The sequence below is a fragment of the Prevotella sp. P5-126 genome (assembly GCF_002251185.1).
Classification (GTDB): domain Bacteria; phylum Bacteroidota; class Bacteroidia; order Bacteroidales; family Bacteroidaceae; genus Prevotella.
In genome coordinates, this window is sequence record NZ_NPIZ01000015.1 from 26299 (window position 1) to 51313 (window position 25015).

Genomic DNA, 25015 nt, shown 5'->3' on the forward strand with positions numbered 1-25015 from the left:
CCAAGTGATTAGCCCAACACTTCAATTGCCTTTTTCATACGGGCAATGGTCTCTTCCTTACCGAGGAATGCCGATATGTCGAACATACCAGGACCCTTGCCTTCGCCGACGAGAGTGAGTCGCCAGGCATTCATGATATTGCCGAGTTTATATTCTTTTTGCTCTATCCACTCGTGTACAATCTTTTCCTGATTCTCCAGTGAGAAGTCGTCGATACCCTCCAGCACATCAATCAGTTCGGTAAGCTGCTGTGCCGAATCGGCTTTCCAACGTTTCTTAGCTGTTTTCTCATCATAGGCTGTGGGTGCTTCGAAGAAGAACGAGCAGAGGGGCCACAGTTCCTTAACAAACGAGACGCGGTCTTTCATCATCGTCACCACCTGCAGGATGCGCTCCGATGAATCGCTGACCCCATGTTCACGACAGATGGGTTCGAAGAGTGAGGCAATTTCCTCGTTGCTCTTCTTAAGGATATATTCGTGGTTGAACCATATTCCTTTCTCGTAAGCGAAGCGTGCGCCAGCCTTCGAACACTTAGTGATATCAAACAGCTTGACGAGTTCGTCGAGTGTGAACATCTCCTGTTCGGTACCGGGATTCCATCCCAACAGTGCCAAGAAATTGATAACAGCCTCTGGAAAATAGCCACTCTCGCGGTATCCCGATGATACTTCGCCAGTCTTAGGATCGTGCCATTCGAGGGGGAACACAGGGAAACCGAGGCGGTCGCCATCGCGCTTAGAGAGCTTACCCTTACCGTCTGGTTTGAGCAACAACGGCAGATGGGCAAAACGTGGCATAGTATCTTCCCATCCAAAGGCGCGATAGAGCATGACGTGGAGCGGTGCACTGGGCAACCATTCCTCACCACGAATCACGTGAGAGATTTCCATCAGATGGTCATCCACTATGTTGGCGAGGTGATAAGTGGGCAGTTCGTCGGCACTCTTATAGAGCACTTTATCATCTACGATATCGCTCTTGACGTGTACTTCGCCACGAATCATATCGTTGACCAATATCTCCTGACCGGGTTCCACCTTGAAACGCACAACATACTGCTTGCCTTCAGCAATCAGTGCCTGCACTTCTTCGGCAGACATGGTCAGCGAGTTGCGCATCTGCTGACGGGTGTGGCAATCGTACTGGAAGTTTTGTATCTCTGCGCGCTTGGCTTCCAACTCCTGTGGAGTATCGAAGGCAATATAGGCACAGCCTCCATCGAGCAGTTGCTTCACATATTTCTTGTAGATATCGCGACGCTCGCTCTGACGGTAAGGTCCCTTATCGCCACCGAAGGAAACACCCTCGTCAAACTGGATACCCAGCCACTTAAACGATTCTATGATATACTCTTCGGCACCAGGCACGAAGCGGTTGGAATCGGTATCCTCTATACGAAACACCAATTGTCCGCCATGCTGACGGGCAAAAAGATAATTATACAATGCAGTTCGCACACCTCCGATATGAAGCGCGCCAGTAGGACTCGGAGCAAAACGCACCCTTACTTTTCTTTCTGTCATCTTACAAATAATCTTAGAAACGGATTAATACTTTGCAAAAGTACACATTTTTTTTCATATATTCATGTTTTTTTGCTTGAAAACCACATACTTTCCGTTTTTTATCGTAACTTTGCCAAAAAGTCGGAAGACAGCTTCATTATCAATAACGAAAATTATTCTGCCTGTGAAAGAAAATAACTATTGGCGCAGCTTAATGATTTGCGCAGCACTCATCACCGTTTCCGTGCTGTTGATCGTGTGGGCCATTCCCCGCGACAGCCGCAACTATTTCTTTGCCGAACAGGGCAAACCATGGAAATATGCCGACTTCACCGCCCCCTTCGATTTCCCCGTTTATAAGTCGGAAGCCGCCATCAATGCCGAGAAAGACAGCTTGATGAAGGACTATGAGCCCTACTACAAATACGACAAGGAGACGGAGAGTCGCATGATACGCAAGTTCCGCACCGATTTTGCCGACGGTATTCCAGGCCTTGGTCCTGAGTATGTCAACATGATAGTCAAGTGCCTTCACGAGCTATACCAGCAGGGCATCATGCCTTCAGCCGATTATTCAGAACTGCGCGCAGATACTGCCGCCATGATTCGCGTGGTAAGCGGCAAGGTGGCAGGAAGTATTCCTGTGGCAAGCGTCTATTCCACCAAGACCGCCTATGAGCAGCTTTTCCGCGAAGAACCCCTTGCCCTGCAGCGCCCCATCCTACAGAAATGCGACCTCAACGACTATATCACCAACAATCTTTACTTTGACCGCGAGCGCAGCGAAGCAAGCAAGAGCGACATTCTCTCCAGCATTGCACTGGCAAGCGGTGTGGTGCAGAAGGGACAGAAGGTGATTGGCCGAGGCGAAATCGTGACCGACAAGACCTACCGCATCATTGAATCGTATATGAAAGAAAACGAGCGGTTGCAGCAAGACAGCACGCAAAACCAGTTGGTACTGCTCGGACAGATCATGTATGTGGCTATCTTCATGATCACCTTTACGGTCTATATCTTTCTTTTCCGGCGCGACTATCTGGAGAAACCGCGTAGCATAGCCATGCTCTACGTATTGACGGTGGTGTTCTGTCTGCTCACAGCAATCTTTGTACGCAACACGTTCATCCACGTCTATCTGTTGCCGTATGCCATGGTGCCCATCTTTATCCGTGTGTTCCTCGACTCGCGAACGGCATTTATGGCACACATAACCATGGTACTCATCTGTGCCATCATGCTCGCCCACCCCTTCGAATTTATCGTGGTAGAGTCGGTTGCCGGTCTTACAGCCATCTGTTCGCTTCGCGAAATGACACAGCGTTCCCAGCTTTTCAAGACAGCCATCATTGCCACCGTTGCCGCCATGATTACCAATCTGGCATTCGACTGGATGCGCAACAGTTCGCTGACACAGATAGACTATAGTTCGTACAACTATCTGATGGTAAACGGTGTGACCCTGCTCTTCGCTTATCCGCTACTCTATCTGGTAGAGAAACTCTTCGGATTCACCAGCGACATCACCCTGATCGAACTCTCCAATAGCAACAACGACCTCTTGCGCCGCATGAGTGAGATAGCTCCCGGCACCTTCAACCACTCTATCCAAGTGGCAAACCTTGCTGGAGAGATTGCCAACAAGATAGGCGCCAACGCCACACTCGTGCGCACGGGCGCGCTATATCATGACATAGGTAAGTTGTCGAACCCTATCTATTTTACCGAAAACCAGACGGGTGTGGATCCCCACGACATGATCGACGACATCAAGAGCGCACAGATTATCATCAGCCACGTAACCGAAGGACAGAAAATGGCAGACCGCTACAACCTGCCTAAACCCATTCGCGACTTCATATCGACCCACCACGGACAGGGAAAAGCCAAGTTCTTCTACATCAGATACAAGAACGAACACCCCAACGAGGATGTTGACGACCTGCTCTTCACCTATCCCGGTCCCAATCCCTTCACTCGCGAACAAGCCATATTGATGATGGCTGACTCGGTAGAGGCGGCTTCACGGTCGCTCTCCGACTATACCGAACAAAACATTCGCGACTTGGTGAACCGCATTATCGACTCGCAAATGAGCGAAGGATACTTCCGCGAATGTCCTATCACCTTCAGAGATATACAGTATGCTAAAACCATACTCATCGAAAAGCTAAAGACGGTATATCATACCCGTATCAACTATCCTACGGAAAAGAAAGAGGCGAAAAAGGAATAAACGCACCCGAAATATTGCACACCAAAGGGCGTGTTTGTGCAAGAAAATACTGCACAAACGCGCCTTTTTGTGCATGTTTAGTACAAATTTTAGTTAACAAACCTTAATATCCTTGTGACATTTACGGAAAATCAGAACAATACAACTACCTTTGCAACCAATTTTAAGATAATTTTGTTTAATTCAAAGGAATGAAAAAGAGTTTTATTACCTGTGTTGTTTTCATGATGACAACTATTTGTGCGTATGCTGGAGGTCTGCTGACCAATACCAACCAGCACGCTGCCTTTAACCGAATGATGAGCCGTGAGGCATCCATCGGTATCGACGGAGTATATTACAATCCTGCCGGCGTGGCATTCATGGCCGACGGACACCACCTCGCCATCAACTGGCAGTTGGCTTATCAGACCCGTGACATTGAGAACGATTATATGCTTTTCACTAATAATGTGAACAATGCCATTACCCCACGCACTTTCAAAGGTAAGGCTTTAGCTCCAGTCATCCCATCATTTCAGTATGCTTACAACAAGAACCGTTGGTCGTTGCAAGCCAACTTTGCACTGACTGGTGGCGGCGGTAAATGTACTTTCGACAACGGACTGGGTTCGTTTGAGAAGATTGTAGCCGAGACAGCCATGGGTGCTTGCCAGTTGGCAGGCGGTATCGACCAGGTGGGTGCTGCTGTAGGACAAGCCATAGGTCTGCCCATTCCCAGCCGTTTTTTCAGTTCTGACGCTGCTTTCGGAACCGATGGCAAATACAGCTACGACAGCTATATGCACGGTCGCCAGTATTATTTCGGTCTCTCTGTAGGTGCTGCATACCGTGTAAGCGACAACTTCAGCGCTTTTGCCGGTGTGCGCGGCGTATATGCCACCTGTAACTATTATGGCTATGTGCGCGACATCAAGGTTGGCGCAATGCCACTCTACCAGGTGCTCGACCCTTCAAAGCCCAACGCAGCCAATATCGAACTGAGCTGTGACCAGAGCGGACTGGGCTTCACCCCTATCCTTGCTGTGGATTACAAAACCGGCAAGTGGAACTTCGCTGCAAAGTATGAGTTCAAGACTCGTATGCGCTTGAAGAACAAGGCAGTCAACTATGCCCCAAGTATCGGTAACTTGGCAGACAATCTGAGAACTGCTTATATCCAGGCTGGTGTTCCCGAAGCTGCTGCTGACGCTATCCTTGGCAACGAACACGTTACCGCTGCCATGGGTCAGCTTAAATCACAGTTCGACCAGAAACTGGATGCAGCCATCGGAGAATATGAGGATGGCAAGAAAATTGCCGGTGATATTCCTGCCTATCTGACTATAGGTGCTGGCTACAAACCCATCGATGCACTCCGCATCAACGTAGGTTTCCACTGGTTTGACGATAAACACGCCACTTCATACAACGACCGTCAGAAACTGTTGAAGCGCGGAACACTCGAATGGAATGCCGGTGCAGAATATGATGTATGCAAGAAACTCACCGTAAGTGCTGGATGGCAGAACACCAACTACGGCATTTCCGACGAGTATATGGAGGACCGTTCATTCGTAGTTAGTTCCAACTCAGTAGCTGGCGGTGCTGTGGTCCACCTCACCGACAAGATGCATCTCAACGTGGCTTACTTCCACACCTTCTATCAGCATAAGAAGGTGGAGGAGAAAGTGCAGCTCACCGCTGACAAGAGCCTCAGCTACAGCAGCGATTTCACCCGCAACAACAATGTGTTTGCGCTGGGTCTCGACATCGATTTCTAATACCATTCATAACAAGCAAGTCGTTCGCGACTGTCATACTTACGCAACAAAGCCGCGGAGAATCTTCTCCACGGCTTTGTTTTTTTCGTTACATCACATCCCTACCCAACATACTTCCCTCAGCAATTCAATTTGTTTTCCTCAGCAATTCAATTTGTTTTCCTCAGCAAATCAATTTGTTTTCCTCAGCAATTCAATTGAAATTGGTCAGCAAATTCAATGAAATTGCTGAGCAAACTCAATGAATTTGGTCTGCAAACTCAATGAATTTGCAGAGCTATGTAAGTTACACAGACTTCAAACAGCTTATTATCAGGGAATTACTGTAACATCGAAAGCATTGCAAAATGAATGGTTTTTGCGTGGCATAAACCAAATTTGAGGACGGCATTGCCATAGGTTTCTGACGGTTGAAATCATGGTTTGGAAAGTGCAACAACGATCTTTACATCCTATTGCGGATCGACATCGTAGTAGATGACAAGCGATGAATAGCGCTTGTCGCCCATCATTTGCTGTTGCACCTGCAACAAACATTGGCGCACACGAGGCAGATCAATACCCAGTTCGAGTTTCAAAACGAGTTTGCGGATATTCTGCGACTTCACTTTTGCCACTGCGGGTTTATCGGGACCAAGCACTCTGACGCCAAACAACTGACGCAACCGCGACCCCATCTCTATAGCGGCAGTCTCTACCGTGGCATCGTAGCGATGCTTCAGAAATACATAGACCAGATGAGTGAACGGCGGATAGCGGAAGAGCTGGCGCTCTTCCACAAGGTCATGGTAGAGCGCTGTGTAGTTATGTGCCACCACTTGTCCGATGACAGGCACTTCGGTATTCTTCGTTTGTAGTATGACCAGCCCCTGATGACCTTTTCTGCCTGCACGTCCAGCCACTTGCGACATCATCATAAAGGCTTGTTCGTAAGCACGGAAATCGGGATAGTTGAGCATGGAATCGGCATTTAATATGCCCACCACGCTCACCTTGTCGAAGTCGAGTCCCTTGGTCACCATCTGCGTACCGATAAGGATGTTGGTGCGCCCGGCACCGAAATCGCTGATGATACGCTCGTAGGCATTGCGCGTTCGGGTGGTATCAAGATCCATGCGTGCAATGCGTGCTTCGGGGAAAAGGTCGCGTATCTGCTCTTCTATCTTCTCGGTTCCGAAACCACGCGAACGCAGATCTTTCGACTCGCAACACGGACATCTATCAGGTATCTGATACGTATAGCCACAATAGTGACAGGTCAGCTGGTTGGTTTGGCGGTGCAACGTGAGCGAAACATCACAATGCTGACACCTCGGCACCCATCCGCACTGATGACACTCCACCATCGGCGCGAAGCCACGGCGATTTTGAAAGAGTATGACCTGCTCTCCTTGTTGCAGCGCTTCACGCATGCTGGTGAGCAAAAGTGGCGAGAACGGCCCTTTCATCTCCTTGCGATGTTGCAGCCGTGCCACATCGACCACTTCGATACGCGGCAGTTGCATGCCCTGAAAACGTTGAGTCAGCGAAACAAGCCCATACTTGCCGGTCTGCGTATTGTAGTAGGTTTCCATGGATGGAGTGGCGGTGCCCAACACGGTTTTGGCACCGGTCATGTGTGCCAAGACGATGGCTGCCGATCGCGCATGGTATCGGGGAGCAGGGTCTTGCTGCTTGTAAGAGTTTTCATGTTCCTCATCGACAATGACCAAACCCAGTTTCTGAAAAGGTAAGAGCACTGCCGAGCGAGCACCGAGAATGATGTCGTAGGGATGTGATGAGAGTTGCTTCTGCCAGATTTCCACGCGCTCAGCATCCGAATATTTGGAGTGGTAGATGCCCAGGCGGTCACCAAACACGCGTTGCAGGCGTTGCATCATCTGCACCGTCAATGCTATTTCGGGCAAGAGATATAACACCTGTTGCTTGTGTTCGAGGGCTCGGCGGATGAGGTGAATATAGATTTCGGTCTTGCCACTACCTGTCACACCATGTAGCAACGTGACGGGATGGCCCATCATCTGCATCAAAAGACTGTTGTAGGCAGTGGTCTGCGCTTCGGATAGCGGCGGGATGAGTTCGGGATGATAGTCACCGCCATGGTTTAAGCGCCCCACTTCCACCTCGTAGGTCTCAAGCATGCCTCGTTTTTCCAACTGGCTGATGATGGCTGAAGTGGCATGACTGCTGTTCATAAGTTCTTCGCGCGTCACCTCTGCAATAGGCGTTGACTGGGCTACCTCATCCCAATGGGAGAGAAATAGATAGGTATTGAAGGCCTCCAACTGCTTCTGTGCACGCGTCAGCATATTGATGGCCACATGGATAGAAGCCTCGTTGCGGTAGGCTGGCGTAAGTCGAATATAGGTTTCTGTCTTGGGTTTATAGCCTTCCTCGGCTTTCAAGCCGGCAGGCATGGCTACCTTATACACATCGCCGATGGGCGACAGATAGTAATCGGCTATCCAGTGCCACAGCTTCAACTGCGACGGATTGACGATGGGGATAGGATCCATCACCTGAAGCAACGGTTTCACCTCGTAGTGTTCGGGCTTGTCGTGATGTAAACGATCGACTATGCCCACATATTTCTTATTGCGACCGAACGAAACGAGCACACGCATTCCCTCGCCTACACTCATGCCTTCGGGCACGGAGTAGGTGAATGTGGCGTGCAAAGGCACGGGCAGAATGATATCGGCATAGGTCATCATCTCTGCAAAGGTAGTGCAAACCGAGCGAAATGCAAAAGGAAAACGAGTTTTTCTTTTCATTCCCGAGGTGCAGCCTACCTAAGACCTTGGGGCAAAGATAATGAAAAAAACGCAAACGCATATACTCCCCGACCGGAAATGATAGATAGAAAAGAGAAAAATGTTGGAGGCAGAGCAAGCGAGTGGTTGTTTCGGACAGTTCTTCCACGATGTCGGCTGGCCACAAGGAGCAGTCTCGTAGGGTGGTTCATGGATGGGATCAGAAACAGAAAAAGGCGGTCTCGAAGGACCGCCCGAACTATTTTGGTTGTTGCAGTTTGCTTAGAAGAAGTATGCCACCGATACCTGCCAAGCATTGGCTTTGGCTTTGACAGTTTTCTTGTCCATACTGTCGATGGCATCACCTACAGAATCAAAATCACCGGTTTTACCGATGGCAAAGTTATAGTTGACTGAGGCTTGCAAGTGTTTCAACAGGGTAACACCTACGCCGACATTACCACTGAGGTTGCTGTCCTTAAAGCGCCAGTTGTTGACGTTATCAAGTCTTTCATCGAATGAATCGTTCTTTCCACCGATGTTGAAACCAAACTGAGGTCCGGCATAAGCGAAGATATTGGCAATATCACCAAGTCCAACGCCATAACGCAGGTTGATAGGAATCTGGATTGACTGCTGTTTCAGGGTTGTACCCGTTGCTTTCAACTTAGCTTCACGCTGGTCGTAGAGCACAGATCCATCAACACCGAGACCTACAACCGGCAGGGTTACCTTGGCAGTAACACCGGCAAAGAAGCCAGTCTTGTTTTCTGCGGCAAGAACTTTACTGTCGTTAATCGAAAAATTGGTAAGGTTGAGACCTGCTTTCACACCGAAATCAACCTGTGCCTGTGCAGGCATTGCCCATGCCATGCAGGCGAGAGCAATCAAGATAAACAACTTTTTCATATCTACTTTAATTTATGAATTGCGCAACAAAGATACGCATTATATCTGAGAAAGACAACATTTTTGTCGGTTTTTCATCATTTTTGCTGCATCATGTGGGTCAATGACGCTGGCGACGTACCGTCACACGGGGTTGGCGCGAACCTGTCGACGAGGAGGAACTGCGGGGTGCTGCCTTGCTTTTCACCGTGCGCACGCGGCGACTTCTTACGGTTTTTGACTTCTTGCTTTTTACTGTTTCACCCTGTTCCAATGCTTTCTTGTTGGCTGCTTCTATAGAGTCGCGCTGTGGCGTATGACCAAACACGCGGCGTTCGAAGGCTGCCAATTCCTCGTCTATCTGTTTCGCCTGACGCAAAGCTGCCTGCTGTTGCTGGTCGGCATCGGCTGTGTCGCCAAACTGCGGCATGCGTTTACCTTGTCGCTGACCGGTCTTATAGATGGGTCCCTGATAGCAATGGAGGGTGAAATAGTCTTCGAGCGTCATGGTGGCAGCATCGTTCACCGACGATGCTGTTACCGTCTGGCGGTTGAGGAAGGGTTCCAAATCGGCATAACGCACCCAGAACAAAGGACGCTTGGATGGCATTCCGCCAAACTCATCGTCGAGCACAATGACAGGACAGAGGGCGATGACCTTGCGACGAAACTGTGCATTGGTCTGGTCGTAGTAGGCACTTTCCTTCAGATAGTAGAGTTTGACATCAGCAGAAGGAATGTCGCTATTATCCACATGCAAGCGATTGTTTTTCTTTTCATAATAGATCTGTTGGTCGTCGAGCACGGTTTTGATAGCCACGCGCGAGGAGTCGCTGAACGATTCCTGCCCATCTAATCGGTATTCGTAAATGGGAATATAACCGTTGAGTGCCAATTTGAAGATATAGGTAAAGAGGTTCAACTGGCGGTCGATGGGTTCCACGGGGTAATACAGACCGGAGTTGGCATCGGTGTCGAGGTGGATTTCGCGATAAAGGTCACGACGCCACACCACATCTTCAGGCATATCGAGCGATGTGGGATACATCAGACGGGCGCGTTGACTGATGCCTTGTTGCTGCGGAGTGGCTGTGGTTTGCTGGCGACGCGCCTTGGGTTGTGCCACTGAAGTGGTGGCGGTAATCGTCAACACCGTGGCGAGAGCGGTTATCAGGAGGATTCTCTTCATAGTCGTGGAGGTAGTTTATTGATGTATTATTTCACGATGATTTCCATCGAAGTGTTCAATTTTCGGGCGATTCCATCGGGACCTACGGCGGTCACACGCGATACATAGAAGCGACGGTTGCGCTGCAAACGGCGTATCACATCCTTCTGGCGAGCAGAGAAATGTGCGCCTTGGCTTGCCACAGGAACGGCATTACCCATATTGTCGAAGAAGACGGTTTCGAAACTCTGTACGCGGAAGGGCACATCGAGAATACCATCGTCGATGGCTGCGCCTATACCGTCGGTGCCTACGAGTTGGGCTTTCGACAGCGCACCACCATGGTAACGACTTCTGCCACCACCTTCGGCAGCTATATTAATATAAGGTGTGGGGTCGGGCAAACGACGCACACGGAAGGCGAAGCGCCCCATCTGTTGCGCACGACCACTGTTGGTGGAGGTGACGGTGATAGCCACTTCACTGCCAGGAGTAGTGGGTCGGGCAATATAGCGACCCGGACCGACGGGCTGCAAGGTGCCGCCTGTCATCGATGCCTGTATCTTGGTGACGGGAACACCCGGCACGGAGATGCTCAACGGATTATTGTAACCGGCATAAAGCACATTCATCAACGAGGCGGAAACGGTGGCGGAGGGTTCTACCACCGTGTATTTTTGACTAAACTCACGGCGCACCATATCGCCACGACCGTTGGGCATCTGGATAAAACCCGATAGGGTGAAGTCGCCAGCACGGGTGGTGAGTGCCTCATAACGGCCGCCGGGCAACTGAACGGGACGACCGCCGATGAAAATCTGAGGATTCTGAGTGGTATCTACTGCTGCCATCACGATGCGGGCAGAAAAGCGTTCGCCTCGCACTACAGTTTGTGATTCGGGAATGACCAATGCACTGACGCTATTCACACGCAGGTCTTTCATATCGACATTGGCCATCAGACGGTGTAAAACCTCACCTTCGGCATGGCGCACATCGTTTTGCAATTTGGTCAGCATAGTGACGGCAGCAGACACAGGCATGTGGTCGAACATATATTCCTGCCAGTTTTTGCCTACGGCACGAGCCTCGGCAGAGGGTTCGGTGGATAGGCTTTGAGCCACCATGCGCTGCTGGGCACTGTCGGGAAGAAGCGTCAGTATATACTCGCGATAGCGCACTATCGCCTGGCGAAGGGCTTCGCCACGACCACTACCCACAGTGAGCATCACCGTTGAAGCTGCGTCGAGGTCTTCCTTCTTGCGGATGTTTAGCACATCGCCGTCGGGGCCATCGGCCTCGCAGACAATGGCTTGTTTCAACTCATCAGCCAACAGATAGAGCGAATCACTCATTTGGCGTACCTGCTGTGCACACTCAAACCACTGGCGAACCTTCTGCGGATTGCGCTTCATCTGTGCTTCAAAATCGGCATAAAGGGTGCGGTTTTCATCGGTAGCGGTCTGCGCTGTGCGGCGCAAACTATCTTCTACTACCGAAAAACCTTCAAGCACTTCGGTCGATACATTAAGCGCCAGCATCGCCATGAGGATGACATACATCAGATTGATCATCTTCTGACGGGGCGATAATGGACGTTTCTTGATTGCCATAATACGGAATTATTGGGATTTGAATGGACTATTGCATCTTGTTTTGAACGGACATGGCCTCGATCATGCGGGCATAGATGCGGTTGAGTTCGGCTATCTGAGTGGCCATGTGGCGCGTCTGTTCGTTGATACTGTCTATTGTTCCGATCTGCGTACTGGCACTCTTGAGCTGCATTTCATAGACGCGGCTGATGCTGGTCAACGTGCGGTTGAGATTCTCCAACTCGGCGGTATAACCGGCTATCTGCTCGTCGAGACCTTCTGGAATCTGTGGCGCATGCCATTGTGGAATGTTGATATCACCCGAAACAGAGATAAATCCAGACGAAGAAACGCTACCCGACGGGGAAGACGAAGCGACGCCAGACGGAGAAGACGAAGCGGTGCCAGACAATGAAGGCACAGTGGTTGCGGAAACAGAAGATGGTTCGTTAACCGCCATATCGCTATGAGTTTTCAGTTCCATGCCATCGGCTGTCTTGTCGAACGGACGGTCGAAAGCCGACAGGAAAAATACGAAGACCTCGGTTCCCATACCTAAATAGAGAAAGATATTGGCATAGGGAAGGTGGGTCAACTTAAAGAGTGTGCCTAAAATGACTATGGCTGCACCCCAACTGTAGGCATAGTTCAGAAAGGTTTGACCGGCTACGCTGTCCATCCATTTCTGTAGTTTATAGATGATATTCAACTTGCTATATTCTGTCATGGTTTTTCGTTTTTGAGGGTGAATATGCTTATTTTTTGTTTTTCACTTTACCGCTATTGGTATTAGCCATACTGCGCACACAGCGGAAACCGATGTAACTGCGTGGCTGATTCTGATACTCAAAGGTGCGCCAGGCGGAACGGACCATCGATTCGGGGTCTTTCCAAGAGCCACCTTTCACGGTCTTTTTCTTCATGCGGTAGGGATCTTCGGGTGCTGCATTGTAGCGAAGGTCGGGGTTGATATCGTTCATTTGTTCAACACCTGCCTCGGTATAGATGGTGCTGGTCCATTCGGCTACGTTGCCTGCCATATCGTAAAGTCCGTTGGAATTGGCATTATAGATGCCTGTGCGACTGGTAATGAGGTTACCGTCTTTGGTGTAATTACCGTTGTCGGGCTTGAAGTTGGCATAATAGCACCCGTTACCGGATGCCATTTCCTTATTGTCCCATGGAAATTCATTCTGGTTTTTACCACGTGCTGCATATTCCCACTCGGCTTCGGTAGGCAGACGATAGCGCTGCACATAGCGTGCTGCCTCGCCAAGACCACGCAACAGATGGGCAGTGCGCCATGCACAGAAGGCATTGGCCTGTTCCCAAGTGACACCAACTACAGGATAGTCATTATAGGCAGCACTCGAATAGTAGAACCGCATATAGTTCTCATTGGCGGCATTGGGGAAATCGTTGACCCAACAGGTGGTGTCGGGATAGACATTGACAATATAGGTATTGAGGAAATCCCACGGACCGGTGTATTCGCGGTTGATGGTTTCTCGCACGATGCGACCTTCATCGTCGATATATGCCGTATCTTTGGATATCCAGATGCGCTCATTGGGATTGGGACGATAATCGGTATTCAACACGCGTTCTTGCGGATTGGTGCGGTATTTGCGCTTGGCTGCCTCGGCATAGTCGTATATTTCATACCGATAATTGAGTTGGCGCCAATCGATAAGTTTCTCACCCGTCACTGGATTGGTGGTATATAGGCTTTCGAAAGCACGCTGTTCGTCCTCGTTAGGACGACGTGGCAACGTTTTTTTCCAATTGAGATGGGGAGTGACGGGATTGCCGTAACGGTCTTCTTCTATCTTATAGGTCTCATCGCCACCATAGTTTGGATCGGCTAAACGCTCGCGGATAATGGAGTCGCGGACGTAGCTGACAAACTGGCGATACATAGAATTGGTCACCTCGCGCTCGTCCATCCAGAAACTCTCCACCGAGATGTCGCGCACTGGTGTGCGTCTGCCCCATAGCGAATCTTGTTGCTCAATACCCATTTTGACATGGCCTCGCTTCACAAGGGTCATGCCGTAAGGGGTCGGTTCGGCAAAGGTGCGACCACTATGGCCAGTCACTTCGCCACCTTGAGACGAACTGATTTTGGATCCAAGACAACTGGCAGCGAGCATTGCGAAGAGTAGAAGCAACGCGGGATGATACCGGCGGATGGTGTGTCTGACGTGTGGTATGTGTCGTAGTGTATTCATATCGTTTTTTATCTATTATGGTCTGTTGTTATATGTCTATTGTCTGTTACAGGATGCGCACACTCTGATGGCGGTTGCGGCGGCGCGGTCCGATGTCAATATTGGTTTGATAGCCCACGAAGAGTTCGTGGCTGCCATTGCCAACACCTGTTCCTGTGGTGTACATCTCATAGCTGTAACCAATGTGTACGCCGTGGAAATTTCCGCCAATCATGGCTGTTACCGAGTTGGTGGGACTATAGCCCACTCCCCCATAGAGCATCTTTTCATCGTTGGTATAACGCAAACGGGCGGTGAAATCAGCTCGCTGCGAGGTGCCATCGGTATAGGCAAGCACGCTGGGCAATATCGCCAGATGGGGATTGCGCAATCGGAAAGTGTAGCCTGCAGTAAGATAATAGATGCGATCGACCTGTAACAAGCTGCGATTACCCATCTCTACCGCTGGGGCTGTGGCGTGTAAAACAGAGACACCGGCATACCAGTTGCGGTGAAGATAATAGAGTCCGCCACTGAAATCGAAGGCTGTACCATTGACATCGGCGGTGGGTAGCGCGGGATCGCTACTGTTTTCTGCATCAAGTTCGGAGCCTTTGAAACCCTCGCTCAATACTCCTGCCTGCAAACCGAAGCGCAGATGACCTCCAAACAAGCGGCACTGCAACGCATACTGCAACGCCATGCGCTTATGGGTGAAGAGTCCTATCTCATCGTTCAACAACTGTATGCCCACGCCATGGGTCATATTGAGCAGTCGGAAAGGCATGTCGGCTGCCAGATTCATCGTACGCGGATGCTGTTCATAGCCTGCCATGCTCAACTGATAGGCTCCCGTTATATTGATCTTGGACTCCTTGCCAACGGCGGCAGGATTGAATGATGGTTCCATTGCCCAATAATGTGCAAAAGACACATCCTGCTGTGCCAACACTCGCAGTGATGCCAACAAGAATATCCATATCAGCGGTAAACGTTTCACATAGAATATAACGACTTTTCTAACGATATATTGTGTAACGATACAGAAAATCGTAAGAGAACATGAGGACACAGGTAGGCGGCACCTCTGAAATACAAAAGAAAAAAGTGTTTTTCTTTTGTATTTCAGAGGTTTGCACTACCTTTGTAGGCACAATTACTATATTAGAAAAACAAACTACTAAATTGTATGGGAATAACAACTACTACTAAAATCAATCTGCGCAATAAGCGCATCGAGATGATGATCCTACTATGTTTTGCTTTTGTCATGGCAGCAACAGCACAAAAAGGCTACAAACAGGTATTGAGGGAAACTGATCCGCAGTTCTTCCGCACTGAGGAGGCACGACGTATAGGCGACCAACTCCTACTCTACCAACGTGTGACAGGCGGATGGCCTAAGAACATTGACATGGTGAAACGCATGACAGACAAGGAACGCGAACAGGTGATGGCGGAGAAATCAAGACGCAACGACTCTACTACCGACAATGATGCCACGACCACACAAATGATTTTCTTGGCACGACTCTACCAACAAACGAAGGATGAACGATATAAAGATGCGTTCTGCAAAGGGGTGAATTATCTGCTCAGCGGGCAGTATCCCAACGGCGGATGGCCGCAGTTTTGGCCTGTAATGCGCGACTATCAGATTCATATCACCTATAACGACCATGCCATGGAACACACCATGTTGATGCTGAAAGACATGGTGGAACAGCAGGAGCCCTATCAAGGAAAACTCATCACAAAGGAGATGCGCAAGAAAATGAAAGTGGCTTTCGACAAAGGTATCGATTGTATTCTCGCTACACAAATAAGACGCGACGGTAAACCTACGGTGTGGTGTCAGCAACACGATAGGGAAACGCTGGAGCCTGCAAAAGCAAGAGCCTTCGAGTTGGCTTCGTTCTGCAGTTCGGAGAGTGCCGGACTGGTGCGTCTGCTGATGAGCCTGGATCATCCAAGTGACGAGGTCAAGACGGCTATCCACGGCGCTATGAAATGGTTTGACGACCACAAACTGACGGGAATGAGGGTTGCGCACATCGGAAAATGGGGATCGCCCTACCGCGACACACAACTGGTGGCTGACAAGAATGCACATCCTATATGGGCCCGCTTCTATGATTTGGAATATGGTGAACCGTTTGTTTGCGACAGAGATGGTGTGCCCAGAAGACATCTCTACCAGATTGGTAGCGAACGACGCAATGGTTATGCCTGGTACACCGAAGGTCCTTCGTCACTCTATGAAGATTACAACAAATGGGCAGAACGCTACGATCCCAAACATAAGGTGGCTATCAGTCTGCAAACCAAAGGTGGAAACGAGACGGGACTACTACAGTGGTTTAGAAAGCCAAAGGCGAACATGGCAGATTTTGATGCCATTGTCAATCCCGGAGACAGCATTCAACTGGCTATTGAGAAGGCGCCACAGCAACCTACCAAACCCTATAAGATTCTGATTCGCAAGGGTACTTACCACCAAAAGGTGGTGATCGACCGACCCAACATCGTACTGGTAGGTGAAGACCGCGACAGCACAATCATCGTTTTGGCTGAAACTGCTAAAACCAATAAAATGCCGGAATATCACGGAAAGCCTACTGGCAACGGTGTGATAGTACTTCAAGAGGGAGCTGACGACTGCGTGATAAGCGGACTGACGGTATATAACAACTACGGAACAACAATAGAAAACACCACTACACACCAAATGGCTATCTTCGGAAGAGCCACCAGAACCATCGTTATCAACTCTAATGTATGGGCGGACGGTAATGATGCACTGGCTTTGTGGGCAAAGACTGACGGCATGTACTACCACGCTGACCTGTATCTGAGATGTCCCGGTGTGGATTTCCTATGCCCCAGAGGATGGTGCTACGCCACCCGTTGCCGCTTTTTGGGCGATAGCCGCGCCATCATCTGGCACGACGGACGAGGTTCGAAAAACCAGAAACTGGTTATCAAAGACTCGTATTTCGATGCTAAATCGCCTACCATACTCGGTAGATACCACCACGATTCACAGTTTTTCCTGCTCAACTGCAGACTGTCGAAACAGATTCTCGACACCAACATCTGCTATGCTTACAGCGACAAGGTGCTCGATCCGTGTCCTTGGGGACTACGCACATACTATTATAACTGCTCGCGCGAAGGAGGAAACAGCGGATGGCTTAACGATAATCTGGAGGAATCGGAAGAGAAACCACTTTTCCATGCAGTCACTGCACTATGGACTTTCAAAGAGAAATGGGATCCAGAAGCACGCATACGCGACCTCTGGAACGTATTGGCGTATTGACCTCACGACAAGAAAATGCAAGATATAAACTATTGTTCCTACATGGGACAATGTGCTGGCAAACGCCAATGACTGCACTTGAAGAGACAGCAATGATTGTACTTGGACTGTTTCATGTGTGCAACAGTGGTGGCAATGTGGTCGAAGAGTGGTCGAAAACGTAAGCAAGAAATATTCGACCACCCATATAAAGCATTGTGATATAACTGCTTATAAGCAATGGTGGTCGAGTGGCCGAATCTTTGCGACGTCGCGTGTGCGTGCGCGCGAAAAAAACAGCGGTATGGGAACCTTCTCAAGATTCACATACCGCTATGTAACAGTTTAAACTGACAGGGGGTGCCAGTAGTGTTTAATACTCGTCCTCGTTGAAAACTTGGTTTTCGACGATTTTGTACTGATTATCAAATGCTTGTATCATCTTTAACTATTTTTAGCCAAACAAACCGCACCATCTGAAGCGATGTAAGGCGATTATAAAGCAAATTGGACAAACAAATCCGTTAGACCTTCCACGTATATGTATCGACATAATCTCCATAAGTCGCACAAGGTTGGTCGTCTGTTTTGCAATTTCCAAATCTCTCTATAAGAACTTTCATCACTTCAGTGAGGTCTTTTGGCTCCAGACGGCCAAAGATTCTTTTCAAGACTTTCTTACGCTCACCATCGGTCAAGACCATCCCCTCTTTACCATCAACCGTAAGTGAATCGGCCATACAACCACGTACCATTTTTAGAATCTTCACATTTAGATCATTGAATATCTATTTGTAATTTCCGGTAGTTATGAATCATATCATCAATTCTACATTTTACCTTATTTTGTATTTCTGTAGGACTCAAGACTAAAAGATCCTTACCAAATGAGCACAATTCTCTAATCAGTTCATAATTATACTTACAATCTATTCTGAAAATCTGGCCCCCGTTTAGCCAAGCATATGTATTACGGAATTCCAAGTTTTTGCTCCCCGAGATCTTTCTTTGTGATTCATGCAATGGTTTGGTTGCTACATAGTCCTTTGACGAATCACTAACCCAAAAATATATTTGATAAATCGGCGAATCCTCATAGAGAGTTACTCCAATAATATCCTCAAAAATATCATTAACATCTCCTTTATATTCAAAATACTTATGCGATGCCAATGGCTTTAAGCCATCTATTCGATCTAAGCTAAACGACAATAATTTCCCGTCTTCCTCTGCTGCCCCAAATATATACCATCTCCTATTGTATTCTTTGAGAAAATATGGATGTAGATTTATTGAGAGAACTTTTTGGGGAGCATTGAAAGTATGATAATGAAGCTCTATCACAAGTTTTCGAGATATCATCGTAAACAACTCTCCAAGTAAATTTGAGTTTTCTAAGGGATTTTTGGTAAAAGATATTATTGGCGTCCTTCTTTTAGTATTTTCTAATCCTAGTCGCAATCCCTCTAATGCATCAAAATTGGGCAGTCCATCAAATTGTCCCAACAAAGTTAATGCTTCTCTAAGCAGACATTCTTCATCGTCAGTCATTTCCTTTTTAAAAATAGAGAAAGAAGGCTTTGCATATCTTAAACATTGCTTGGTATAATGCTTCTGTTTCTCCTTGTTATAACTTTGAACAGTATAACGCTCAATTTCAACCATAAAAGGGCCCTCATATTCCAAATAATAGATATCTTTTTCAATAGTTCGCCTTACGACACCATTGGTATTAGGATACATCTCAGCTAAGCGATTGCTCACCTCTTCTGTCAAGTCATCCAAAGAATAATTGTGATAGCGACTACTCAACAGTTCGTCGAGTATTTTGTATCGTGTCATCGCATTTTTATTTGCAGGCATATCTTAGCAGTTTTATTTTATCTTATCTATTAGAGGTTTCATCTTTAAGTCGTATTCTTGATTGCCAAAATTTATTACAACAAGATTACGACGACATCTAGTTAATCCCGTATATAGTAATTCATCAAATGACAAGTTAAAGGATGTTGTTGCTTCATATCTTGGCTCCAATATGAGGAACACCACTTCACTTTCCCACCCTTTAAATGAATTAATAGTTGATACTTTCAGTGTTCCACTATTCATCCAGAAGTGTAGTTTCTTGTTATCCCGGATATTTTTGTAGTTATCAGAATAGACCTCTTGCTTGAATTGAGAGAGAATTTCTGAGTAGTGCTTTCTAAAGGCTTTAAATGCATCAAGACTTATTCCGCACTTCTGACATTCTTCATCCAATCGAGATTCAAAGGTATCTGTGAAATTTACACACAAATCGTAGATTGAAAAAAGCACGGCTATATGTTGACGGACTTTTATTATATCGTTGTCAAACAATTTCTGCCTATTCGGGAAAAGTTTCTTCTTGAAGTGTTCACATATGTTATTGAACCATCCGGCGTGTGGGTTATTATCGTTGTTCTTACCAATGTAATTCAGATGCGTCATGTACATAACCTCAACAGTTTCAAGCATAGAATTTGTTCTTTCCCTGCTTGCATAACGATAATACAAATCGAATGTACGTAACAAATTTGTTGTATAGCCAAGAATAGTTATGTCATTGGGGGAAATGTTCGCATTCTTATTGAGAATATTTCCCCTGATTATGTTATATAGAGCAATAATAGGTTGTTCTTCCTGAAGATACATGTAGTTTATGTAACCCTCCTTCTCCTGTTCTTGCCCGAAAAATGAATAGGTTCCATTCTCCGAAAAATCGTCTATATCATATTTATCTCCAAAAACATTCTTTTGAAAGGACTGAGCAAGATCTCGAACCTTAAAGTCAGAGCGGTAGCAATATTTCAGTTCATTGACACCTCGGACATTTGTGACAACATCTTTGTTTTGTGTAGTTTGTCCATAAATGTTTTGCTTAACATCCCCAAAAAGCACATAATCTCCTTCTGGGTCTCGAAAATAGTTTTTAATAATTTCCATCCATGCACGGTGATAGTCCTGAATCTCATCAATCAGCACAGCGTCATATTTAGAAATATCTCCCCTGTGCTCTTCAAAGAGCTTGATATTTCCATAATAATGCGACTCAAGATATTCAGAAACGTGTTCTGGATCTAACCCATCAGGAACTTCAAATTCTATATTCAAATTATTCAGCTCTGCATTAATGAACTGATGATAGTTAATGATGATGAAATTTTCGATGGGAAATGTTTCATCGACTCTATTCATTTTGTCATGAATAAAGTTCTTCAACGTTATATTGAAGGTTAAAATAAGTATTCGTGGATTATTGTTCCTCTCTAAGGCTCTTTTGTATGCTTGTACGGCACGAGCGGCTAAAACAGTAGTTTTGCCAGAACCAAAGACGCCTCTGACTCTCTGTTCTAATTGAACCTTAAGTTGGCCATTCTCTAATTTACCATAAATAATCTCTTTTTGCTTATCAGAATAACTGTAAGGCACACCCTGAGAGCGTAGATGAAGAGGTGGAGAAAGTAAACGCCTAAAGTTTTCATATAGCCTGTCGGTGAAGAACCAAGATGGACGTTCTGCAATAAGATACCTTTTCTTTAGCAGTGAGTTGAAATCTTCTCGGTTAAGGGAATCATACCCAAGGAAGTCAATATTGTATTTGAGAAAAGTTTGATATTTTTTGTCTTCCTTATATGGAGAAACAAGCATTTTCTCAAGATATGACTTATTGGCACAATGAAAATACACTGCACATGAGACAATGTTGAAGTTGCGGAAATCCTTGATTTTTACTTGAAGCAAATCAGCAACATGGAGGTCAAACAGATTGTTCTTGTATTTTAAGACTTGATCGATGGGAGATTTGACAACAGAGTTATTGGGAATATACACCCATTTTCTCTTTTCATTCAGCTGAAAGTTGTCGAGATTCCAGTCTTTAACTTCAATTACCATCACACCATAGCCCTTCCTCATGATGAGCACGTCTGGGCGGTCACCATTAAGGAAAGGATTGAAGTACACTTCGAACGAATCATCAAGTGTGCGTTCAAGAAAACTAAGCAAGGTTCTTTCCCCGTCAGTAGGTTGAACCTTGAACTGATTGATTTTTTCTATGGTAGGATAAAAGATGGCCATGGTTAATACCCTTACTTATATTTGTCTTGTAACATCTTCAGTTGATCCTCGAGTTTTATATCGGGGAACGCTTGATTTGGATTTCTCCATTTATTATTTTTCTTATCAAAGAAATACATCATGAAGTTAAGTATTCTATCAAAATCATTTACAGAAACATTTGAACTCTTAGGATGAGCAGCCTTCTCGTTTCGGGCTTTATATATTTTAGTCCATCCCATTGCAGCGGAGTTGTCCTGACTGAATTTGTAGATCAACACTGCAGAGACCAAGAAGTTTGTATCAAAAAAGCGATTTGTATATTTATCGTTTTTTATACAGTAGTGGCCGTTGACCATGGATATCTTTGAATCATACGATACACCTGATTTGGTCGTAACTCTATCTTTTAAAATACGATATCGCTTCTCTCCATTGTATAGATATAGTCCTGTGTCTGACGAATCAATGACAGATGGAAGTTTTACATATTCTTCAATAGCCAAAAACAATTGCAGGTATGAATATGCCTTGTATTCATTTCTGTTGCCGCTTTTTGCTAATAAATCGTACGCTATGTCTATACTAGAAAGAATTTCTTCAGTCCTTTCTCCATATAGGGATGAATCACTAATCAGTTCTTTTATTTTTTTTACTTTGAGATAAACATCACGTAGATAGCCATTATTCAAGCATCGTATTATGCATTGAGAAAGCTCATTGGCATTGTTAACAGAATAACTGTTGGAAAAAACGAACTCAGGAGACTCTTTGATATAGTAGCCATCAGCACCAGCATCCATCAGAGCTTTCATGTTCCATGCTTTGTTTGATGCAGTAAACATGATTACTTGCGTGCCTTTATTTAGTTCTTTTATTGACTTGAGAATCTTCATTCCAGAAAAATCCTCAGGTCTGACTTTACCTTCTTCTTGAACTCCATTCATTCTCAAGTCTAAGAATATAAGGTCATAATTTCCCGATTCAATTTCATCTTGGGCTTCCTCTGAAAGACTCGAATAATCTGCGGCTTGTTCTTTAATGGTCTTAAATGTAGAACCATTAAGCATCTGTTTTAGGACGTCACTCCATCCTTTATCGGCCTCGTCATCAATTAACAAAATCTTTTTCCCGGCTGCGTTAATGGTCATTAACCTTCCGATTTCTTCAGATGTACCTTCTTTTGACAACAAAGACGAAATAACATCCTCCGACAAAGTAAGGGCTAGTACATACTTGAAATACAAAGATTGTCTGGCTTGTTTTATTAGTGCATTGTCTGTATCTGCACCTAGAACAATGCGGCTGAGGACATCTGCTCCCCATTGATTTGCAATAGAATGCCGACCCTCTGTGGAGTTCGGCTTTACCTTGATTAAATCCAAAAAGAATGGACGATAATCCTTTATAGTTAACGGTTCAATCAACTCAACTGCTGTGGGCGTATATAAAGGCGATTCAAAAGAAATGCCTTTAGTTTGAAGCAAGGTTGAGTATGGACTATTCTTGAAAATTTCAGGTGTCAGACTTGACATAAATATAATTGGAGCCAATGCAGCAGTCTTCTTCTCATGTAATGACAATCTAATTGCCAAAGCATAGGACAGACATGCGTCAGGTGTCTTCGTACTATCAACGTCTATTATAATGGCATCTACATTCGAAGGAATATAAGAAGAGATATTATCAAACATCTCTTTTTCTCCTTTTTCGCCAAGTTCGAAAGTGTTGAGGGACTTGAAAGACACATTGTTCATACCAGACATCCTCTCCTGAGAAAGTTCATTTCCAAGAAGAAGGATGTTCTGTTTAGGAACCAAGGTGGTATATTTAATAGCGTGACTAGCCAGAGAATTAATGTACGCCTTGAACTTGCCGACAGTAAGTTTGCCAGCATTGATGCTATCACATAGCTTTACATATGTTAGACTCGACACGTGCTTCACTTTCTTGAAAAATCGTTCAAGTAAATCCGCATCTATAAAAGAAAAGGTCAGTATTTCTTTGTCATTGACATTTTTAAGTTCATCAAATACTTTTTGTAGCAAAATGACCAACTCTCTCTTCTCGTAGTCGCTACCATAAGCAATTAATCGAAGGTCGATGTGACTTGATTCACGATATGCATCGAGAAATCCTTTCAAGTTACGATAGAATTCCGACTTTTTGATACTTCTTACTACATTACGCTCAGATGGATTCCAATCTCCAATTATTGAATGTCCATCACTGAAAACAACATAAGGAATTTTGTCCTTTATCTTATCATTAATGCGTGCTCTGGCCATTTGGCTTCCAGATACATACTTTCCATCAACATAATCCTCAAATGAATCATGAAGTAGAACGCATGCAGCATCATCGAGGAAAGAAAAATCACTATTCTCATTCAGATGTTCTTTATGAACGAGACAATCTTCATATTCCTCATTATCTACGAAGGTCGCTCCGTAGATTTCTCTTTGATTTGACTTGTTGTCGTCAATAAGAATTATCTTTTTCATTACTTAAGTTTGCTATAATAAGTTAGAATATGAGTGAAACCAGGAATATCGGTATAATCAAGTTCTTCAGTCTCTTCTTTACCCGTATCATTGAGAATATTCCACCGCATAACCTTATCTCCCCATTTCGACTCAACAGACCAGTTGCAATATCCGTAGAGGGTGTTTCTTATGCTGTAGAAATCTCCACCGCCACCACTAAATTTGCTTTGGACATCCTCAAGTGACTTAGAGGAAAATGAACCATACTGAGTTATTCTTATCACGCACAACCTATAATCATTATTGAGTGAACTCTCATATGAGATCTTGACTTTTGGGGATTCTTTGAAACGTTTAGACATATCATCCAAGATTTGTTTAATCCCTTTCTCTAGATAATTTACATACGTATAGAACTCGTCGGCATTATTAAGGTTCTCTGAAGTGATTAATAGATTAGCGTGCTTTTTTTCTTGACGTTTTACGATGGTCTTAAGTTGACTATCCGTATCTTCACTCAACACCAAGCGAATCGTACTACGAAAAGCATAGAGCACTTTCTTTATTGATTCATTGGAAAGTACATGTATCTTAGGGTTGTCTTTTGCCCACTGGGTCCATTTATTACATGCAAAGTTTTCCTCTTGAAGTTTACCATTGCAATCCATCCAAGTTTTTTCTTTTCCACCATAAAGCATGGTGAACATTAAAGCGTATAAGCTTTTTGGTATAATGTATTTGTCTTTTGCGCTCATGAAGGTGTCACGAGCCAACTTTACCAGTTTGTTGTACTCCATTTCTTTATCTGGACTACCAAATTCATGAGTCAGAAATTTAAAACCGTTTTCATGATTAAACAGCCAAAGAAATGCTGCCGTATCTTTGGGAGCATGGGGGCGTTCCTTCTCGGTATTTTTCCTTCCTTCTGGAGCACTAATTCCATCTTCTGGGGTAATGTTATCCTTCTTCTCTATTTCCCGGGTCGCAAGAAGAACCAACCGCTTCTTGTCATTCATAGACAAATTGCGGC

16 protein-coding genes are annotated in these 25015 nt (G+C 45.8%); 3 read left to right on the forward strand and 13 right to left on the reverse strand.

The features are described 5' to 3' along the window. Positions 1 to 8 precede the first annotated feature (8 nt). A complete protein-coding gene (gltX, locus tag CIK90_RS01495; protein WP_094446780.1) occupies positions 9 to 1526 on the reverse strand; it encodes a glutamate--tRNA ligase in 1518 nt (505 codons plus the stop codon). Positions 1527 to 1692: 166 nt separating this feature from the next. Between gltX and CIK90_RS01500 the strand changes: the two genes are divergently transcribed. Together CIK90_RS01500 and CIK90_RS01505 are read left to right on the forward strand one after the other, a co-directional pair. Further along, a complete protein-coding gene (locus CIK90_RS01500; protein ID WP_371595891.1) occupies positions 1693 to 3744 on the forward strand; it encodes an HD family phosphohydrolase in 2052 nt (683 codons plus the stop codon). A 224-nt stretch (positions 3745 to 3968) separates the two neighbouring features. Next, entirely contained in the window at positions 3969 to 5507 is a 1539-nt protein-coding gene (locus CIK90_RS01505) for an OmpP1/FadL family transporter (protein WP_254046244.1), read from the forward strand. A 452-nt stretch (positions 5508 to 5959) separates the two neighbouring features. On the opposite strand, the gene priA is transcribed toward CIK90_RS01505, so the two are convergent. The 7 genes from priA to CIK90_RS01540 all read right to left on the reverse strand — a co-directional run bounded on the left by priA (position 5960) and on the right by CIK90_RS01540 (position 15121). Then, complete coding sequence (priA, locus tag CIK90_RS01510; RefSeq protein ID WP_094464170.1) at positions 5960 to 8218, reverse strand: primosomal protein N'; 2259 nt, start codon at positions 8216 to 8218, stop codon at positions 5960 to 5962. Positions 8219 to 8542: 324 nt separating this feature from the next. Beyond that, positions 8543 to 9169, reverse strand: a complete 627-nt coding sequence (locus CIK90_RS01515; protein WP_094464148.1) for a porin family protein — start codon at positions 9167 to 9169, stop codon at positions 8543 to 8545. Between the two features lie 100 nt (positions 9170 to 9269). After that, the gene (gldN, locus tag CIK90_RS01520) at positions 9270 to 10337 is read right to left on the reverse strand and encodes a gliding motility protein GldN (protein ID WP_094464149.1); all 1068 of its coding nucleotides are present in this window, start codon (positions 10335 to 10337) and stop codon (positions 9270 to 9272) included. Positions 10338 to 10363: 26 nt separating this feature from the next. Beyond that, entirely contained in the window at positions 10364 to 11929 is a 1566-nt protein-coding gene (gene gldM / locus CIK90_RS01525) for a gliding motility protein GldM (protein ID WP_094434360.1), read from the reverse strand. A gap of 28 nt (positions 11930 to 11957) precedes the next feature. Further along, positions 11958 to 12638 carry a gliding motility protein GldL gene (gene gldL / locus CIK90_RS01530; protein WP_094446776.1) on the reverse strand — a complete coding sequence of 227 codons (681 nt, stop codon included), beginning with the start codon at positions 12636 to 12638 and terminating at the stop codon, positions 11958 to 11960. Between the two features lie 28 nt (positions 12639 to 12666). Further along, complete coding sequence (locus tag CIK90_RS01535) at positions 12667 to 14064, reverse strand: SUMF1/EgtB/PvdO family nonheme iron enzyme (protein ID WP_173849287.1); 1398 nt, start codon at positions 14062 to 14064, stop codon at positions 12667 to 12669. Positions 14065 to 14188: 124 nt separating this feature from the next. After that, positions 14189 to 15121: a type IX secretion system membrane protein PorP/SprF gene (locus tag CIK90_RS01540; RefSeq protein ID WP_254046245.1), complete on the reverse strand. Its 933-nt coding sequence runs from the start codon at positions 15119 to 15121 to the stop codon at positions 14189 to 14191. 219 nt (positions 15122 to 15340) lie between these two features. Here CIK90_RS01540 and pelA point away from each other — a divergent pair, with 219 nt between their 5' ends. Then, positions 15341 to 17443: a pectate lyase gene (gene pelA / locus CIK90_RS01545; protein WP_094464172.1), complete on the forward strand. Its 2103-nt coding sequence runs from the start codon at positions 15341 to 15343 to the stop codon at positions 17441 to 17443. A gap of 503 nt (positions 17444 to 17946) precedes the next feature. Here pelA and CIK90_RS01550 read toward each other — a convergent pair. Genes CIK90_RS01550 through CIK90_RS01570 form a run of 5 tightly spaced genes read right to left on the reverse strand, consistent with a single transcriptional unit; the run spans position 17947 to position 25001 of the window. Beyond that, a complete protein-coding gene (locus CIK90_RS01550; RefSeq protein WP_144007185.1) occupies positions 17947 to 18162 on the reverse strand; it encodes a hypothetical protein in 216 nt (71 codons plus the stop codon). Between the two features lie 37 nt (positions 18163 to 18199). Continuing rightward, positions 18200 to 19285 (reverse strand): YafY family protein, encoded by a 1086-nt coding sequence (locus tag CIK90_RS01555; protein WP_094464152.1) that lies wholly within the window; start codon positions 19283 to 19285, stop codon positions 18200 to 18202. Between the two features lie 12 nt (positions 19286 to 19297). Continuing rightward, a complete protein-coding gene (locus CIK90_RS01560) occupies positions 19298 to 21520 on the reverse strand; it encodes an NERD domain-containing protein/DEAD/DEAH box helicase (protein ID WP_094464153.1) in 2223 nt (740 codons plus the stop codon). 11 nt (positions 21521 to 21531) lie between these two features. Beyond that, a complete protein-coding gene (locus CIK90_RS01565) occupies positions 21532 to 24003 on the reverse strand; it encodes a response regulator (RefSeq protein ID WP_094464154.1) in 2472 nt (823 codons plus the stop codon). Beyond that, complete coding sequence (locus CIK90_RS01570; protein ID WP_144007186.1) at positions 24003 to 25001, reverse strand: hypothetical protein; 999 nt, start codon at positions 24999 to 25001, stop codon at positions 24003 to 24005. The genes CIK90_RS01565 and CIK90_RS01570 overlap by 1 nt, the downstream gene beginning before the upstream one ends. Positions 25002 to 25015: the final 14 nt, after the last annotated feature.

What these genes read in the sequence shown, in the direction of transcription:
- gltX (WP_094446780.1), bottom strand. Translation starts at nt 1,526, where the DNA reads ATGACAGAAAGAAAAGTAAGGGTGCGTTTTGCTCCGAGTCCTACTGGC.
- CIK90_RS01505 (WP_254046244.1), top strand. Translation starts at nt 3,969, where the DNA reads ATGATGACAACTATTTGTGCGTATGCTGGAGGTCTGCTGACCAATACC.
- priA (WP_094464170.1), bottom strand. Translation starts at nt 8,218, where the DNA reads ATGACCTATGCCGATATCATTCTGCCCGTGCCTTTGCACGCCACATTC.
- CIK90_RS01515 (WP_094464148.1), bottom strand. Translation starts at nt 9,169, where the DNA reads ATGAAAAAGTTGTTTATCTTGATTGCTCTCGCCTGCATGGCATGGGCA.
- gldN (WP_094464149.1), bottom strand. Translation starts at nt 10,337, where the DNA reads ATGAAGAGAATCCTCCTGATAACCGCTCTCGCCACGGTGTTGACGATT.
- gldM (WP_094434360.1), bottom strand. Translation starts at nt 11,929, where the DNA reads ATGGCAATCAAGAAACGTCCATTATCGCCCCGTCAGAAGATGATCAAT.
- gldL (WP_094446776.1), bottom strand. Translation starts at nt 12,638, where the DNA reads ATGACAGAATATAGCAAGTTGAATATCATCTATAAACTACAGAAATGG.
- CIK90_RS01535 (WP_173849287.1), bottom strand. Translation starts at nt 14,064, where the DNA reads ATGCTCGCTGCCAGTTGTCTTGGATCCAAAATCAGTTCGTCTCAAGGT.
- CIK90_RS01550 (WP_144007185.1), bottom strand. Translation starts at nt 18,162, where the DNA reads ATGGCCGATTCACTTACGGTTGATGGTAAAGAGGGGATGGTCTTGACC.
- CIK90_RS01555 (WP_094464152.1), bottom strand. Translation starts at nt 19,285, where the DNA reads ATGCCTGCAAATAAAAATGCGATGACACGATACAAAATACTCGACGAA.
- CIK90_RS01560 (WP_094464153.1), bottom strand. Translation starts at nt 21,520, where the DNA reads ATGGCCATCTTTTATCCTACCATAGAAAAAATCAATCAGTTCAAGGTT.
- CIK90_RS01565 (WP_094464154.1), bottom strand. Translation starts at nt 24,003, where the DNA reads ATGAAAAAGATAATTCTTATTGACGACAACAAGTCAAATCAAAGAGAA.
- CIK90_RS01570 (WP_144007186.1), bottom strand. Translation starts at nt 25,001, where the DNA reads ATGAATGACAAGAAGCGGTTGGTTCTTCTTGCGACCCGGGAAATAGAG.